Origin of the sequence: Vibrio astriarenae (genome assembly GCF_010587385.1) — a bacterium.
Taxonomy (GTDB): Bacteria; Pseudomonadota; Gammaproteobacteria; order Enterobacterales; family Vibrionaceae; genus Vibrio; species Vibrio astriarenae.
In genome coordinates, this window is record NZ_CP047475.1 from 2649250 (window position 1) to 2666005 (window position 16756).

19 protein-coding genes are annotated in these 16756 nt (G+C 47.7%); 5 read left to right on the plus strand and 14 right to left on the minus strand.

Annotated features, from left to right (window positions below; all coding sequences use genetic code 11):
* Positions 1-25: 25 nt before the first annotated feature.
* Together recA and pncC are read right to left on the minus strand one after the other, a co-directional pair.
* Positions 26-1066: a recombinase RecA gene (gene recA / locus GT360_RS12310; protein ID WP_164649155.1), complete on the minus strand. Its 1041-nt coding sequence runs from the start codon at positions 1064-1066 to the stop codon at positions 26-28.
* A gap of 133 nt (positions 1067-1199) precedes the next feature.
* Entirely contained in the window at positions 1200-1700 is a 501-nt protein-coding gene (pncC, locus tag GT360_RS12315) for a nicotinamide-nucleotide amidase (protein WP_164649156.1), read from the minus strand.
* Between the two features lie 84 nt (positions 1701-1784).
* Between pncC and mutS the strand changes: the two genes are divergently transcribed.
* Positions 1785-4352, plus strand: coding sequence for a DNA mismatch repair protein MutS (gene mutS / locus GT360_RS12320; protein ID WP_164649157.1), 2568 nt, complete (start codon positions 1785-1787; stop codon positions 4350-4352).
* A gap of 74 nt (positions 4353-4426) precedes the next feature.
* Here the strand turns inward: mutS and rpoS are convergent, their stop codons facing one another.
* From rpoS to folB, 11 genes are all read right to left on the minus strand, one after another.
* Positions 4427-5422, minus strand: coding sequence for an RNA polymerase sigma factor RpoS (rpoS, locus tag GT360_RS12325; protein WP_164649158.1), 996 nt, complete (start codon positions 5420-5422; stop codon positions 4427-4429).
* Positions 5423-5500: 78 nt separating this feature from the next.
* Positions 5501-6436, minus strand: a complete 936-nt coding sequence (gene nlpD, locus GT360_RS12330) for a murein hydrolase activator NlpD (protein WP_164649159.1) — start codon at positions 6434-6436, stop codon at positions 5501-5503.
* A 2-nt stretch (positions 6437-6438) separates the two neighbouring features.
* Positions 6439-7065: a protein-L-isoaspartate(D-aspartate) O-methyltransferase gene (locus GT360_RS12335; RefSeq protein ID WP_164649160.1), complete on the minus strand. Its 627-nt coding sequence runs from the start codon at positions 7063-7065 to the stop codon at positions 6439-6441.
* A complete protein-coding gene (surE, locus tag GT360_RS12340) occupies positions 7065-7808 on the minus strand; it encodes a 5'/3'-nucleotidase SurE (RefSeq protein WP_164649161.1) in 744 nt (247 codons plus the stop codon). Before surE ends, GT360_RS12335 begins: the two co-directional genes overlap by 1 nt.
* Positions 7808-8866 carry a tRNA pseudouridine(13) synthase TruD gene (gene truD, locus GT360_RS12345; protein ID WP_164649162.1) on the minus strand — a complete coding sequence of 353 codons (1059 nt, stop codon included), beginning with the start codon at positions 8864-8866 and terminating at the stop codon, positions 7808-7810. The genes surE and truD overlap by 1 nt, the downstream gene beginning before the upstream one ends.
* A gap of 2 nt (positions 8867-8868) precedes the next feature.
* Positions 8869-9351, minus strand: a complete 483-nt coding sequence (ispF, locus tag GT360_RS12350) for a 2-C-methyl-D-erythritol 2,4-cyclodiphosphate synthase (protein ID WP_204274572.1) — start codon at positions 9349-9351, stop codon at positions 8869-8871.
* A gap of 9 nt (positions 9352-9360) precedes the next feature.
* The gene (ispD, locus tag GT360_RS12355) at positions 9361-10065 is read right to left on the minus strand and encodes a 2-C-methyl-D-erythritol 4-phosphate cytidylyltransferase (protein ID WP_164649164.1); all 705 of its coding nucleotides are present in this window, start codon (positions 10063-10065) and stop codon (positions 9361-9363) included.
* Positions 10066-10078: 13 nt separating this feature from the next.
* On the minus strand, positions 10079-10363 hold the full coding sequence (gene ftsB, locus GT360_RS12360) for a cell division protein FtsB (RefSeq protein ID WP_164649165.1): 285 nt from the start codon (positions 10361-10363) through the stop codon (positions 10079-10081).
* Positions 10364-10367: 4 nt separating this feature from the next.
* Positions 10368-11171 carry an undecaprenyl-diphosphate phosphatase gene (locus tag GT360_RS12365; RefSeq protein ID WP_164649166.1) on the minus strand — a complete coding sequence of 268 codons (804 nt, stop codon included), beginning with the start codon at positions 11169-11171 and terminating at the stop codon, positions 10368-10370.
* A gap of 9 nt (positions 11172-11180) precedes the next feature.
* Positions 11181-11678 carry a 2-amino-4-hydroxy-6-hydroxymethyldihydropteridine diphosphokinase gene (gene folK / locus GT360_RS12370; RefSeq protein WP_164649167.1) on the minus strand — a complete coding sequence of 166 codons (498 nt, stop codon included), beginning with the start codon at positions 11676-11678 and terminating at the stop codon, positions 11181-11183.
* On the minus strand, positions 11675-12049 hold the full coding sequence (gene folB / locus GT360_RS12375; RefSeq protein ID WP_164649168.1) for a bifunctional dihydroneopterin aldolase/7,8-dihydroneopterin epimerase: 375 nt from the start codon (positions 12047-12049) through the stop codon (positions 11675-11677). The genes folK and folB overlap by 4 nt, the downstream gene beginning before the upstream one ends.
* A 208-nt stretch (positions 12050-12257) precedes the next feature.
* On the opposite strand from folB, the gene plsY reads away from it, so the two are divergent.
* On the plus strand, positions 12258-12854 hold the full coding sequence (gene plsY, locus GT360_RS12380) for a glycerol-3-phosphate 1-O-acyltransferase PlsY (RefSeq protein WP_164649169.1): 597 nt from the start codon (positions 12258-12260) through the stop codon (positions 12852-12854).
* Between the two features lie 31 nt (positions 12855-12885).
* On the opposite strand, the gene tsaD is transcribed toward plsY, so the two are convergent.
* A complete protein-coding gene (gene tsaD / locus GT360_RS12385; protein WP_164649170.1) occupies positions 12886-13905 on the minus strand; it encodes a tRNA (adenosine(37)-N6)-threonylcarbamoyltransferase complex transferase subunit TsaD in 1020 nt (339 codons plus the stop codon).
* A gap of 231 nt (positions 13906-14136) precedes the next feature.
* Between tsaD and rpsU the strand changes: the two genes are divergently transcribed.
* The 3 genes from rpsU (at position 14137) to dnaG (ending at position 16692) form a co-directional block, all read left to right on the plus strand.
* Entirely contained in the window at positions 14137-14352 is a 216-nt protein-coding gene (rpsU, locus tag GT360_RS12390) for a 30S ribosomal protein S21 (protein WP_001145625.1), read from the plus strand.
* A 28-nt stretch (positions 14353-14380) separates the two neighbouring features.
* Entirely contained in the window at positions 14381-14824 is a 444-nt protein-coding gene (locus GT360_RS12395) for a GatB/YqeY domain-containing protein (protein WP_164649171.1), read from the plus strand.
* Between the two features lie 116 nt (positions 14825-14940).
* Positions 14941-16692, plus strand: a complete 1752-nt coding sequence (gene dnaG / locus GT360_RS12400) for a DNA primase (protein WP_164649172.1) — start codon at positions 14941-14943, stop codon at positions 16690-16692.
* Positions 16693-16756 lie beyond the last annotated feature (64 nt).

Sequence of the window (16756 nt, forward strand, 5' to 3'; positions counted from 1 at the left end):
AGGCTCTGTGAAATAGAATGAGCGATTATAGCTCTTCTTCTTGAGGCATTTCACCCGTTTCAGGTGCTTCTGGTTGTGCTGGTGTTAGCAGCATTTCGCGCAATTTAGCATCAATCGTTTGAGCCGCTTCTGGGTTCTCACGTAGGAACTTACCTGCGTTGGCTTTACCTTGACCAATTTTGTCACCGTTGTAGCTGTACCATGCACCCGCCTTTTCAATCAGCTTGTGCTTAACGCCTAGGTCAATAAGCTCACCTTCGCGGTTAAAGCCTTGGCCGTAAAGAATTTGCGTTTCAGCTTGTTTGAACGGCGCCGCAATCTTGTTCTTAACCACTTTGATGCGAGTTTCGTTACCCACAACTTCGTCACCGTCTTTGATAGAGCCCGTACGACGGATATCAAGGCGAACAGAAGCGTAGAATTTCAGTGCATTACCGCCAGTGGTTGTTTCTGGGTTACCAAACATCACACCAATCTTCATACGGATTTGGTTGATGAAGATACACATACAGTTAGACTGCTTTAGGTTACCTGTTAGCTTACGCATCGCTTGAGAAAGCATACGTGCTTGCAGACCCATGTGGCTGTCGCCCATCTCACCTTCGATTTCAGCTTTTGGAGTTAGTGCTGCAACAGAGTCGACAACAAGAACATCGATTGCACCAGAGCGTGCCAACGCATCACAGATTTCTAACGCTTGCTCGCCCGTGTCTGGTTGAGAAACCAACAGCGCATCAATATCAACGCCTAGCTTTTGTGCATAAATAGGGTCAAGAGCGTGCTCTGCATCAACGAACGCACACGTTTTACCCACTTTCTGCGCGGCAGCGATAAGCTCTAGAGTCAGTGTTGTTTTACCTGATGATTCTGGACCGTAGATCTCAACGATACGGCCCATTGGAAGGCCACCAGCACCAAGTGCGATGTCCAAAGACAGTGAGCCAGTAGAAATCGTTTCAACGTCCATTGCGCGGTTGTCACCAAGGCGCATAATAGAGCCTTTACCGAATTGCTTTTCAATCTGACCTAGCGCAGCGGCGAGCGCTTTCTGTTTGTTCTCGTCCATCTCTTTCTCCAAAAACTCATCCACGATGATGAGTACGATATTAGTTCGACAAAGTTGTTTTTAACTTCGTTTTATTTGCTGGTTATTATACTGTTGATTCATACAGTGTCCATACCTGTATAAGAAATTTTTTCTAGCGATTGGCTTGTGTGTGATCCAGATAGTGATAAACCCTTGTTAACACATGCTCCACCGCTTGCTGGCGAACTTGAGTACGATCACCATCGAAATAACACGTCTCAATTAAGCGCCAGCCACACTGGCTAATAAACCCAAAGCACACCATCCCGACAGGCTTTTCAGGGCTACCGCCGCTCGGACCTGCGATACCACTAATTGATACGGAAATCGTTCCATTGGAGTGATTAAGAGCCCCTTGTGCCATCTCTGCCACCGTTTCTTCACTCACCGCGCCATAGGTTTCTAGCGTTTGCTCTTTAACGCCTAGCATCTCGACTTTGGCTTCATTGCTGTAGGTGATAAAAGCACGATCAAACCAAGCTGAGCTGCCTGCGATATCGGTAATCGCCGTTGCGACACCGCCACCAGTGCATGACTCCGCTGTTACCATGATGTTTTGGCTTGCTTGCAAACGTTCTCCAAGTTGCGTACTCAAGGTCGCTAATTTATCCATCAATTAAAACTCCATTCCACCTTTTCGCCTGTATGTGTTTAACGTATCCTAAGCGGCTAGAAATTGGAACCAAAGGCGAGCGTAGTGAAAGCACAACAAAAACATACTCCGATGATGCAACAGTATCTAAAACTGAAGGCTGAGAATCCTGACATTCTACTGTTTTATCGTATGGGGGATTTTTATGAGCTTTTCTATGATGATGCAAAACGAGCCTCACAGCTGCTTGATATTTCACTGACTAAACGTGGTTCATCCGCAGGCGAACCAATCCCTATGGCGGGTGTCCCGTTTCATGCTGTAGAGGGCTATTTGGCAAAACTGGTTCAACTGGGCGAATCTGTGGCGATTTGTGAGCAAATTGGCGACCCAGCCACCAGCAAAGGGCCGGTTGAACGCAAGGTTGTTCGCATTGTCACTCCGGGAACGGTCACTGATGAAGCACTCCTTTCTGAGCGTATTGATAACCTGATAGCAGCTATCTATCACCACAACGGTAAATTTGGTTATGCGACACTCGATGTGACATCAGGTCGCTTCCAGCTGATTGAGCCAGAAAATGAAGAGGCGATGATCGCTGAGCTACAGCGCACTTTACCTCGTGAGCTCCTGTTCCCTGAAGACTTTGAGCCTGTGAACATTATGACAGGTCGCAATGGTAATCGTCGTCGTCCGGTTTGGGAGTTTGAGTTAGAGACTGCTCGCCAGCAGCTCAATCAACAGTTTGGTACGCGCGATTTGGTCGGTTTTGGTGTTGAGAATGCCGAACTTGGCTTATGCGCTGCGGGCTGTCTTATCCAGTACGTTAAAGATACACAGCGTACTGCACTGCCTCACATTCGCTCACTCACGCTCGATCGCCAAGATCACAGCGTGATCATGGATGCCGCAACACGTCGTAACCTTGAAATCACACAAAGTCTGTCTGGCAGTACAGATAATACGCTGGCAGAAGTGCTCGACCACACCGCCACTCCAATGGGTAGCCGTATGCTCAAGCGCTGGCTACACCAGCCTATGCGCACACTCGATACTCTCAATCAGCGTCTTGACGCCATTACTGAAATTAAAGACAACGCCCTGTTTGCCGATCTACAACCGGTTTTAAAACAGATTGGTGATATCGAGCGTATTCTTGCACGCCTGGCGCTGCGCAGTGCCCGCCCGCGAGATCTGGCTCGCTTACGCCAAGCGCTGCAACAGCTGCCTGAGTTACAAGACAACCTTACTTCGGTTACTCATCCATACTTGAAACAGCTCGCTCAGTTCAGCGCTCCAATGGATGATACTTGCGAACTCCTTGAGCGAGCTATTAAAGAGAATCCTCCGGTTGTCATTCGTGACGGGGGGGTCATTGCTGAAGGTTACAATGCAGAGCTGGATGAGTGGCGTAAGCTTGCAGATGGTGCCACCGAATATCTCGATAAGATGGAGCAAGATGAGCGCGAGCGCCACGGTATCGATTCACTAAAAGTGGGCTACAACAACGTTCACGGTTTCTTCATTCAAGTCAGTCGTGGGCAAAGCCATCTTGTACCGCCACACTATGTACGCCGCCAAACGCTCAAAAATGCTGAGCGCTATATTATCCCTGAGCTCAAAGAGCACGAAGACAAAGTACTTAACTCAAAGTCAAAAGCATTGGCACTAGAGAAAAAGCTATGGGAAGAGCTGTTTGACCTGCTACTGCCACAATTAGAGTCGATGCAGAATCTAGCGTCTGCCTTATCACAATTAGATATCCTGCAAAACCTTGCAGAGCGTGCAGACACTCTCGATTACTGCCGACCAGTATTGAGCGAACAGCCAGGCATTCAGATTCAAGGTGGTCGCCACCCAGTCGTGGAGCAAGTCATGGAAGACCCATTCATTGCGAACCCGATCAGCTTGAATACCGACCGTCGTATGTTGATCATTACGGGTCCAAACATGGGCGGTAAATCGACCTATATGCGTCAAACGGCCTTGATCGCTCTGCTTGCACACATTGGCTCCTTCGTCCCGGCAGAGTCCGCTCACATTGGTTCGGTCGATCGCATCTTTACTCGTATCGGTGCCTCGGATGATCTGGCTTCTGGGCGCTCTACCTTCATGGTCGAAATGACGGAGACGGCGAACATCCTACATAACGCAACAAGCAGCAGTTTAGTACTGATGGATGAGATTGGTCGCGGTACCAGTACCTACGACGGCCTCTCTTTAGCATGGGCAACAGCAGAGTGGCTAGCCAAAAAGATTGGTGCCCTAACTCTGTTTGCAACCCACTATTTTGAATTAACTGAACTGCCACAGCAGATTGATACGCTTGCCAATGTTCACCTGGATGCGGTTGAACATGGCGATAGCATCGCCTTTATGCACGCCGTTCAAGAGGGCGCAGCGAGCAAGTCATACGGGCTTGCAGTAGCGGGGTTAGCTGGCGTGCCAAAGACAGTGATTAAGAATGCTCGCGCTAAGCTTACGCAACTTGAGCAGCTCTCTTACCAAGAGAACACAACTGGCAATAAGCCTGCCGAGCTAAAAGCGGAAGTGCAACTTAGCCTCATCCCTGAACCAAGTGAACTCGAAGAAGCACTTGCCACGATCGACCCGGATGACCTGACACCAAGACAAGCACTTGAGGCCTTATATAGACTCAAGCAAATGCTGTAAATAGATAGCTGTGGCAGAAATAGATAAGGGCGCTCATTGAACGCCCTTACTTTTATTACGGCTACCTATGAAAATTACTGTTCATCATCAAAGCTGAACAGATTTTCCATATTCAAGCCTTGTTTGATAAGGATCTCGCGCAAACGGCGCAGACCTTCAACTTGGATCTGACGTACACGCTCACGAGTGAGACTGATTTCGCGCCCCACCTCTTCCAGCGTTGATGGCTCATAACCTAAAAGACCAAAACGACGTGCGAGCACCTCTTTCTGTTTAGGGTTGAGTTCATCAAGCCAATGAAGCAGCGAGTGCTTGATATCATCGTCTTGCGTAGACACTTCCGGATCAGCGTGTACCGCATCAGGGATAATATCCAGTAGCGCCTTATCGCCATCGCCGCCAATTGGCGTATCAACCGAACTCACGCGCTCATTGAGACGCAGCATCTTGCTGACATCACCAACGGGCTTATCAAGCTGGGTGGCAATCTCTTCTGCGGTCGGTTCATGGTCAAGCTTCTGAGACAGCTCACGTGCGGTACGCAAGTAAACGTTCAGCTCTTTCACTACGTGAATAGGTAGGCGAATAGTGCGGGTTTGGTTCATCAAGGCACGCTCGATGGTTTGACGAATCCACCAAGTAGCATAAGTTGAGAAACGGAAACCGCGTTCTGGGTCAAACTTCTCTACCGCTCGGATCAAACCTAAGTTGCCCTCTTCAATCAAATCAAGCAGAGCCAGACCACGATTGCTATAGCGACGAGAAATTTTAACGACTAGACGAAGGTTACTTTCGATCATACGCTTGCGTGCTGCTTCATCACCTCGAAGTGCGCGGCGGGCGTACAATACTTCTTCTTCTGCCGTTAATAGTGGAGAAAAGCCGATTTCACTCAAGTACAGCTGAGTGGCATCCAGACTCTTAGTGGATGCTTCAAATTCCTCTTTTTGGGAATCCTTGCCAACGACCGATTCAGATGAAGTGGTTTCATTGTCTTGTTCTAGAGTGGTTTCCACTTCTGAATCAAGCTCGAAATCTTCTACTTTTGCTGCTGTGTTGCTGATACTCATAAGCGCCTCCCCTGGCGAGCATGCAAGACATTACTACTTAAAATGTCACCGAATCACTCATTTCAAAGTAAAACAAAACTACGGCAAGTATTTTTTGGGGTTGACTGATTTTCCTTGGTAACGAATTTCAAAATGTAGTCGGACGCTGCTGGCACCTGAACTTCCCATGGTGGCAATTTGCTGGCCTGCTTTCACGCTTTGTCCTTCATTCACAAGTAATTTATCGTTGTGGGCGTAAGCACTCAAATAGTCGTCGTTATGTTTCACTATAACCAAGTTACCATACCCTCTCAGTGCATTGCCTGAGTAAACGACACTTCCATCTGCAGTTGAAACGACGGCTTGTCCTCTTTGACCGGCTATGTCGATCCCTTTATTGCCTTGATCCCCTGCAGCGAAGTTTTTAACCACTCTACCTTTGGTTGGCCATAACCATTTGGCCACTTTACCGTTGGTTGGTTTCGAGTCATTAACTTTTTTGTTAACAGATTGTTGACTCTTGTTTCCAACATACTCCTTTGATTTGGATTGATCAACCTGCTTTTTAGGTGGCGTTTGCTGAACTTGTGAGGTCGCTCCAGTTTGTTTCTGAGCTTGCGCTTGTGTAGAGTTTTTACTCTCCTGAGCTGGCTTGGCCTGCGAGGCTGGCTGCTGTTTTTTCGCTGAAGAAGCCGCTGCAGTTTTGGTGACTTTTTTTTCTGGCTCAGGCTGGCGTTTACCATAGACTGGCGCTTGGTATGACTGTCCCCAGAGCCTTAATTTTTGCCCTGGATAGATGGTGTACGGCTCTTGCAAGCGGTTGTTCTGTATAATTTCTTTAACATCTTTATCAGTGACGTAAGCAATGAAGTATAGGGTGTCCCCCTTCTGCACCTCATAAAAGCTACCTCGATAACTGCCTCGTTGCGTATTTTCATACTTGCTCAAACCTGAGACAGGTGCTGGCGAAGATGCAGCGCATCCCACCAACAACATGACCCAAGCCAGCAATATGGCACGCAAAGAGAAAGACATGATTAAGCAACATCTCCCGGCACTAATGGAACAAATCTAACTAACTCAATAACTTCTGAACGATATTCATCGCCCATGCGCATAATACGCAGTAGTTGTTGCTCATCACTGCCTACTGGAATCACCATCACACCGCCGTCACTCAACTGCTGTAAAAGGGCTTGAGGAACAGTTTCCGCAGCTGCTGTGACAATAATTGCATCAAACGGGCCCTTGACCGGCCAGCCTTTCCAACCATCGGCATGCTTGGTTGAGACATTGTAAAAGTCGAGTTGCTTGAGACGTCGTTTCGCTTCCCATTGCAGAGCTTTAATGCGTTCCACTGAGAACACATGCTCGACGAGCTGCGCCAGCACTGCCGTCTGATAGCCTGAACCGGTACCAATTTCAAGCACTCTACTCTTATGATTGAGATTCAGCAGCTCCGTCATTCTCGCCACAATATAGGGTTGTGAAATCGTCTGCCCCTGGCCAATAGGCAAAGCATTATTGTCGTAGGCTTGATGAACCATCGCCTGCGACACAAAATTCTCTCGAGGCAGACGATAGATAGCATTGAGTACGGCTTGATCTTGGATCCCATTTGCTACTAGAAACGCGATCAAATTGTCAGCTTGTGGGTGAGACATTAACTCTTATCCTTTAACCACTCGTTCATTGCTCTTATAGATTCATGGGCGGTGAGATCCACTTGTAAAGGTGTGATTGAGACATAACCATGCTCAACAGCATGAAAGTCCGTCCCTTCCCCCGCATCCTGCTCTTTTCCGGGAGGACCAAGCCAATAGATATCATGACCACGAGGATCTTGCTGCTTAATCATATTCTCCGCATGATGTCTGGCACCTAAACGTGTGATTTTTATCTCGAAATCATCACACTTCTTATCAGGTATATTAACATTGAGCAAGCGATTAGTAGGAATTGGTTGCGCTAGATGTTGCTCAACGAGAGTTCTCGCTACTTTTGCGGCCTGTGCAAAGTGATTTTTACCAACGAGCGAGAAAGCGATCGATTGCACACCCAAGAAGTGCCCTTCCATCGCTGCCGCTACCGTTCCTGAATAGAGCGTGTCGTCGCCTAGATTGGCACCATGGTTAATCCCACTCAATACCAAATCGGGCAGATCATCTTTCATTAACTCGTTCAGAGCGAAGTGGACACAATCGGTTGGCGTTCCCTGAACCGAAAATACGCGCGGTGCTATTTCAGCGACACGCAGCGGCTGCTCTAAGGTCAGTGAGTTTGACGCACCAGAGCGGTTCCTATCTGGTGCAACAATCGTAATCTCAGCAATATCTCTGAGGGCATCCGCTAGTTGATGGATGCCTTCCGCATGCACCCCATCATCGTTACTTAAAAGGATCTTCATCAGTTTTCGTACACTCGCTCAACAGGGATCTCTTCCACCAACTCTCGAACAATAGAAGTCGCGAAAGAGCCAGCATCTAGACTAAACGATAGCGTAATACTGTCCCCTTCCACTTCCCAGCTGAGATCTTGTGGTTTAAGCGCAATAGAACGTCGCTCGTGACGCATGCGATTACCACGAATAAGCGCCATCAGATCCGCTTCTTGATCGACTATTGGCTGTTCGATAGCCAGGGCAGCGTCTGCAGTTGGTAGCGCATTGTCACCGGCTAGCGCCGCTGTGATGCTGATAGTGCCTGATGAAAACTCACTGTTGAGTGATTCAATCTGCTCTTTTACCACTGGTGCAGAAAATCCTGCCACACCTTGCTGAGCAATCACATCGCCTTGAATCACCTGCTCAAACAAACCTTGTTCAATTCGATCAGACACAATACGGTTGAAGATCCACGAGCGGGCTGCTGAGAGGTAAAGGCTACGCTTGTTCTGATTGCGGGTACGGACATTATCACGTCCCCAACGACGAGCCTCTGATAGGTTGTTGCCTTCACGGCCAAAACGCTGAGCACCAAAATAGTTCGGTACACCTAGCTGTTTCACTTTTTCAAGGCGCGCCTCAACCTCTGTGACATCTGACACCTCAGTCAAACGCAGCGTGAATGCATTACCGATAAGATCACCGGGGCGCAGTTTCTTATTATGGCGTGTAATATCCAGAATTTTGATGCTTGGGTACTGCGCTAGGAAAGCTGAAAAATCAGGCGTCTCACCTGTTGGAAGGTGCACACTCAACCACTGCTCCGTGACTGCATGGCGGTCTTTCAAACCAGCCCAACTTACCGCTTTAGACGCAACACCACAGGCTTTTGCCAACTCATTAGCAACGAAAGCCGTGTTCTCACCCGTCTTTTGGATACGCACCATCAAGTGCTCACCTTCTCCGGTGAGCTCAAAGCCGAGATCTTCAATAACAACAAAGTCGGCTGCTTGCGCTTTAATCTTTGCTTTCGCGCTTGGCTTGCCAAACGCATATGAGAATTCACTTAAAATATCAAACATCGTTACAACTCCTGCTTAAACAGCAAAACTACAGCTTCTGTCGCAATGCCTTCTTTACGCCCGGTAAAACCCAGACGTTCGGTGGTGGTTGCCTTCACATTAATGTTGGCAACATCCGTTTCTAAATCTTGTGCGATAACAGTACACATCGCTTCAATGTGCGGTGCCATTTTCGGCGCTTGTGCCATGATGGTAATGTCCGCATTACCCAACACATAGCCTTGCTCTTTGACGCGACGATACACATCTTTTAGCAGTTCGCGACTGTCCGCCCCTTTCCATTTATCATCGGTGTCAGGGAAGTGTCGACCAATGTCGCCAGCCGCAATGGCACCAAGCAGTGCATCACAAAGGGCATGAAGCGCAACATCACCATCAGAATGTGCAATCAGCCCTTGCTCATACGGAATAGCAACACCACCAATAATCACCGGGCCTTCACCACCAAATTTATGTACATCAAAACCATGACCTATTCTCATGATAAAGGCTCCTTATTGTTGATTGGATGTCGCGTTCATTAGATAAAACTGCGCGAGCGCTAAATCTTCTGGACGAGTAATTTTTATGTTGTCAGCACGCCCCGCGATTAATGCAGGCGCTTGTCCGACAAACTCAAGTGCAGAGGCCTCGTCAGTGACTTGATAACCTTCACTCAGTGCTTTCTCGAGACTCTCTTTCAGTGATTGAAGAGGGAATAGCTGAGGCGTTAATGCGTGCCATAGGTTATCTCGGTCAACCGTACTATCGATATTCGCTTGTGCATTACCGCGCTTCATGGTGTCGCGAACAGGCGCGGCTAAGATGCCTCCGACTGGGTGGCCAGAAACCCCCTCTTTAAGCTTATCGATATCCACTTGCTGCAAACACGGTCTTGCGGCGTCATGCACCATTGCCCAGCATTCGCCGTCCTCTTGAGCATCAATGTACTGAAGAGCGGACAACACCGTATCGGCTCGCTCTTTACCACCCGCCACTCGTACGACTTTCGGGTGCGAAGCAAAAGATAAAGAGTCAAAGTATGGGTCATCTGCTGAGACGGCGATAATGACTTGTTTAATATCATCACGCTGGAGAAAGAGAGCAGCGGTATGCTCAAGGATTGTTTTGCCCTGCAAAGTCAGATATTGCTTGGGCTTATCTGCTTGCATACGACTTCCTACACCAGCGGCAGGAATAATCGCGTAGATGGTTTGCATTGCTAACCTTTAATTAATGTTGAGAGTCCTCACCGACAATCCGGTAAAAGGTTTCATCTTCCTTCACCATGCCCAACTCATGTCGGGCACGCTCTTCAATCGCATCTAAGCCTTGACGCAAATCGTCTATCTCCGCAAACATTTCATTGTTACGTTCACGTAGATTTTGGTTCACTTGAAGCTGAGCTGCGAGCTCTTTCTTCGTTGTGGTCAGATCCGCTACGCCATTTTTCCCTAGCCACAAGTGATATTGTAGCCAGCCCAGAATCAATAGCAGCATCAAGGCAAAGAGTCGCATGATGTTAGCCCATCATTAGGAAAGTAAATAGACCAATACCGAGAGCAAGTCGGTAAATCACAAACGGTGTCATACCCATACGTGAAATCAGCTTCAAGAAGAAGTGGATACACAGGTACGCACTGATAAACGAAACAATAACCCCCGTGGTCAAATGACCCACGTTAATTGCCTCGCCACTCATCACAAGTTTAAGACCTAAATAAGAGCCAGCAAGAAGAATAATCGGAATCGACATTAGAAATGAGAAGCGCGCAGCAGCTTCACGGGTAAAGCCAAGATGAAGCGCAGCGGTAATCGTAATACCAGAGCGCGACGTGCCTGGAATCATCGCCATTGCTTGAGCCACGCCAAGGTATAGCGCTTTTTTCCAGCCAACTTGATACTCATCCATATTCTGCTTGGCGTTGCGATCAACATACCAAAGCAACAAACCAAACACGATGGTGGTTACCGCGATTACCCATGCACTGCGCAGGTAAATCTCGATGATATCTTTCATTAGTAGACCAAAAATACACGCTGGAATGGTGGCGATAATGATCATCCAGGCTAGCGTCACTTCTTTACCGCGCTCACCTTTAAAGATCGAACCAATAAAAGCTTGCAACAAGGTCACAACCTCTTTGCGGAAATAGATCATGACCGCTGCCAGTGTTCCGACGTGAACAGCGACATCAAAGGCTAAGCCTTGGTCGTCCCAACCTAAAACTGCAGAAGGCAAGATCAAATGGGCAGAGCTAGAAATAGGGAGGAATTCCGTTAAACCTTGAATTAAGGCCAGCACAAACGCTTCAAAATACGTCATTGTTATCTCTTAGTTATTTATATCAAACCAAGGTTCTACCTTGGTCAGTTCTTGGGTTAAAAGTGATTGTTTAGTCTGCCATACTTGTTTGACAGTTTGTGTCGTGCCTGGAATCACCAGATCTGGGCTCATTTCAAACAAGGGTTGAATAACAAAGGCGAACTTATAGATATCATCACGCGGCAAAGTCGGTTTCTCACTCACCAAATCACCAAACATTAAAATGTCGAGATCCAGCGTGCGTGGTTGGTTTTTCTCCGCGTTGCAAGGCCTACCCCAGCGTATCTCAATCTCACGTAAGTTTGTCGCGAGCTCGTCAAGAGAGAGTAAAGTATCTAGCTTGGCGACCAGATTGAAAAAGGACTGGCTCTCAAAGCCCACCGCATCACATTCATAGATAGTCGATGCAGTGAGGTTGCCCCCCAACTGCTCAAGCTCTCGCAAGCCCGCCTCTATGTGTTTATGACGGTCAATATTGGTGCCAATGCCAATATAAACGGTGTTCATCGACTTCCACGCTCAATCACGACACCCACACCACGAGCTTGTGCTACTGCACCTGGCTTGGTCAGGCGAATACGAATCCAGCTCACAGAGAAACGATCCATAATGATCTGCGCGATCTCTTCTGCCACACGCTCCACCAACAGGAATCGACCACCTTCAATATGCTGCAATACCGCTTCACTGACTTGTGAGTAGTCTAAAGCATCATTCACATCATCACTCAAACCAGCAGGTCGATTGTCGTGGGCCATCTCGATGTCGAGTACCAGTTTTTGCTTAATTTCTTGTTCCCAGTCATACACACCAATGGTAGTGATCACTTCAAGCTGTTCGATGAAAACAATGTCCTTCACAATGACGTTCCTAATCATAGGGTACCGAGAAAAGAGAGGTCGGATACCTAATTGAGTTGAAAGCACCTACTATACTGGTTTCAACGCTGAATACTGACTAACACCGATGGCTGTACCATTCTTTGTGTGACGACTGATCGCGTGAATAAAGTAGTGCATAGAAAAATATCGCGATATGATACCAGTAATCGCTCGCAAGACCATCTTTTAACACGAGTAACGCCTAATGACGCCACTAGCACTTAGTATGATCATTTTCGCCTACCTTTTAGGCTCGATCTCGAGTGCGGTTTTGATCTGTCGTCTACTGCGACTGCCTGATCCAAGAACCCAAGGCTCTCATAACCCAGGGGCGACCAATGTCTTGCGTATCGGTGGAAAAAAAGCAGCCGCGGCCGTGCTACTGTGCGACATGTTAAAAGGGACGATTCCTGTTTGGGGCGGCTATTTCCTGCAGATTGATTCATGGCTACTCGGCTTGGTGGCAATCTCAGCCTGCCTTGGCCACATGTATCCGCTGTTTTTTCACTTTAAAGGTGGAAAAGGCGTCGCGACGGCGCTGGGTGCTCTCGCTCCCATCGGTTTAGACCTCACAGGGTTAGTCATTCTAACTTGGCTAACCATCGCCACCTTATTTCGCTACTCTTCACTCGCCGCTATTGTTACGGTATTACTTGCACCGTTTTATACTTGGCTGATTAAGCCCCAATACACGCTACCGGTTGCGATGCTCTGTTGCTTAATCGTCTTGAGGCACCATCAAAACATTCGTCGCCTATTCGAAGGTACCGAACCAAAAGTGGGCGAAAAAAAACGCGCCTAAGCGCGTTTCAAATAGTCTGTGGCAACGTCAATTAAGACTTTAGTGGCTCAAGCGAATCTATCGGCCAACGTGGGGTAGCTTGTACGCTTAGGTCTGCAACCTCACCATTTTTCAAGCGCTGCATGCCTGCAAAAGCAATCATCGCGCCATTGTCGGTACAGAACTCTGTACGCGGGTAATATATCTCGCCACCAATTTTCTCAGCCAATTTCGCAAGGTCAGCTCGCAGGCGACGGTTTGCACTGACACCACCAGCAATCACGATACGCTTGAAACCCGTTTGCTCTAACGCACGTTTGCACTTGATGGTCAAAGTGGCACATACCGCCTCTTCAAACGCAAGCGCAATATCAGCGCGTGTTTGTTCGTCATCACCATTTGCAGCAATCGTGTTAGCCGTGAATGTCTTCAAGCCTGAAAAGCTCATGTCTAAACCTGGGCGATCCGTCATTGGTCGTGGGAACTTAAAGCGACCCGGCGTGCCTTTCTCTGCGAGTTTGGAAAGCAAAGGGCCACCTGGGTAATCCAGTCCCATTAACTTAGCTGTCTTATCAAATGCTTCACCCGCAGCATCATCAATCGACTCACCCAGTATTTTGTACTCACCAATGCCTTTCACTTCCACCATCATAGAGTGACCACCAGACACCAATACCGCGACAAACGGGAATGGAGGTGGGTTATCTTCTAGCATAGGAGCGAGCAGGTGCCCTTCCATATGGTGAACAGGAACAGCAGGAACACCCCAAGCGTAAGCAAGGCTGCGACCAATCGTTGCGCCGACAAGTAGCGCACCAACCAGACCAGGTCCAGCAGTATAAGCAACACCATCAATGTCTTTTGGCGTTAAACCGGCCTCTTTGAGGGCCTCTTTAATAAGAGGAATGGTTTTTTTCACGTGATCGCGTGATGCCAATTCAGGAACCACACCGCCATAATCGGCATGTAGCTTTACTTGGCTGTATAATTGGTGAGACAACAGACCTTTTTCATCGTCATAGATAGCGATGCCTGTTTCATCACAAGAGGTTTCAATGCCTACAATGCGCATGGTATTCTCGTTTCACTTTCGATAAATCTCTTAATACGCGCAATCTTACCGCGCCTTGCCTTTGCAAACAAATTTTGTACAGACAATAATCGATAAAAGGCTTTACAAAGCTAGTGTGATCGGATTAAAATTCCGCACCATTTTTGATCAAGCTGGTTATCGGCCGAACCAATAACGCGTTCCGTCCCTTTATTTCCAGCGTTAACGAATAACCCCTGAGGTGAAAGGCATATGCCAGTAGTTAAAGTACGTGAAAACGAACCGTTCGACGTTGCACTACGTCGTTTCAAGCGCTCTTGCGAAAAAGCAGGTATCCTTTCTGAAGTGCGTCGTCGTGAGCACTACGAAAAACCAACTACAGTTCGCAAACGCGCTAAAGCAGCAGCTCAAAAGCGTCACGCTAAGAAGCTTGCTCGCGAAAACGCTCGTCGCGTTCGCCTGTACTAATAACTAAGCTCGGTAACGGACTCTAGTTATGGCTCTTATTGATACTCTCAAAGAAGAGCAAAAATTAGCGATGAAAGCCAAGGACAAATTGCGCCTTGGCACTATTCGTTTAGCTCTTTCGGCGATTAAGCAACGTGAAGTTGACGAGCAGATCACTCTGTCTGACGACGACATTATTGCTGTGTTGACCAAGATGGTTAAACAACGTCGCGACTCTGTCGCTCAATACGAATCTGCCAATCGTCAAGATTTAGCAGACGTGGAAAAAGCAGAAATTACCGTACTTGAGGATTTCATGCCTCAACCACTGACAGACGAAGAAGTAGCTGCACTGATTGAAAGTGCGATTGCGGATTCTGGCGCAGCGGGCATGCAAGACATGGGTAAAGTAATGGGCGTTTTGAAGCCGCAAATTCAAGGGCGTGCAGATATGGGTAAAGTCAGTGGTTTAGTTCGCTCTAAACTGGCTTAATCCCAAATTCCTATTACAACAAGCCGTGCTATCCTTCGGAATGCGCGGCTTGTTTGTATCTGAAGCTCGCACCTTCTATTGGTCTATTTCGTTATAAAAGGGTTGTATTAGATTCTATGGCTGGACACATTCCTCGCGCTTTTATTGATGATGTACTTGCTCGACTTGATATCGTCGACATCATAGACGCACGTGTAAAGCTCAAGAAGAAAGGCAAAAACTACGGCGCTTGCTGCCCATTCCATAACGAGAAAACCCCCTCTTTCAGTGTCAGCCAAGAAAAGCAGTTTTACCACTGTTTTGGTTGTGGTGTACACGGTAACGCCATCGACTTTTTGATGGAGTACGAACGATTAGAGTTCGTCGAAGCCATTGAAGAACTGGCCTCTTATCTAGGCTTAGAAGTCCCGCGTGAACAACGCCCGGGCCACACCCAACACCAAGGGCCAACAGCCAGCACTGAACAAAAGCGCAACCTTTATGACCTGATGGGCAGTATCGCCCAGTTCTATCGTCAACAACTCAAACTCGGCTCAAGCAAGATAGCGATTGACTACCTCAAAGAGCGTGGGCTTTCAAAAGACGTAGTACAGAAGTTTAGTATCGGTTACGTGGCAGATGAGTGGGATTTGGTGCGCAAAAACTTTGGCCAAAACCGTCAAACTCAAGACATGCTGGTGAGTGGCGGCATGTTAATTGAAAACGATAAGGGCAACCGCTATGACCGCTTTCGTGGTCGTGTTATGTTCCCAATTCGTGATCGACGTGGACGTGTGATTGGCTTCGGTGGTCGCGTGATTGGTGATGGCACGCCAAAGTATCTCAACTCACCAGAAACCCCGATATTTCATAAAGGTAAAGAGCTATACGGCCTTTACGAGGTGATGCAAGCCTATCGTGAGCCGCCACAAATCTTGGTAGTAGAAGGCTATATGGACGTGGTGGCTTTGGGGCAATATGGCGTCGACTATGCCGTTGCATCACTGGGCACCTCAACCACTGGCGAACACATTCACAACCTGTTTAGACAAACCAATACCGTTGTGTGTTGCTACGATGGTGATAGAGCAGGTAAAGAAGCCGCTTGGCGCGCTCTAGAAAATGCTCTGCAATACTTAAAATCCGGCAACACACTCAAGTTCCTCTTCTTACCGGATGGCGAAGACCCTGATAGCTATATCCGTCAATTTGGCAAAGAGAACTTCGAACAACAGGTTCACAGCGCAATACCGCTGTCTGAATACCTGTTCCAAAACTTAATTGAAACCCACTCCATCAACTTAGGCACCAGTGAAGGTAAATCAACACTGCGTAACGTCTCCAACGAGCTGATCAACAAGATCCCAAATGAGGGCTTGCAGCAGGAGCTGGATGAGCGCCTTGATAAGCTGACTGGCTTTATGGGGCATCGTGAGAAGCGTAAAGCAGCGCCAGAAACACGACCGCAACCTCACAAAGAGATAAAACGCACACCAATGCGCGCCGTCATCGCTTTGCTTATGCAAAATCCGAACTATGCTGATATGGTGCCCGACTTATCAACAGTGAGACATTTATCACTTCCTGGGCTAAGTTTATTGATAGAGGTGCTTGAATATTGTCAGGCGAGCCCCAATATCAGCACAGGCCAGTTAATGGAACAGTGGCGGGGACGCCAAAATGAGACCCTTCTGTCTCGTCTCGCGAGTTGGGATATTCCACTCGACGATGATAATCAAGAAGACATATTTATCGACTCACTGGACAAAATACTTGCCCAGTGCGTAGAACAACAAATTGAAAACCTGCAGGCAAAAGCAAGAAGCGTCGGTTTATCAACCGAAGAGAAAAGGGAGCTGCAAGCGTTAATGCTTGATTTAAAAGCGTAACCCTGTTGAATTAGTCAGCAAAGATAAAATTTGTTATCATACGTGGTTTGCATTCGCATACTTA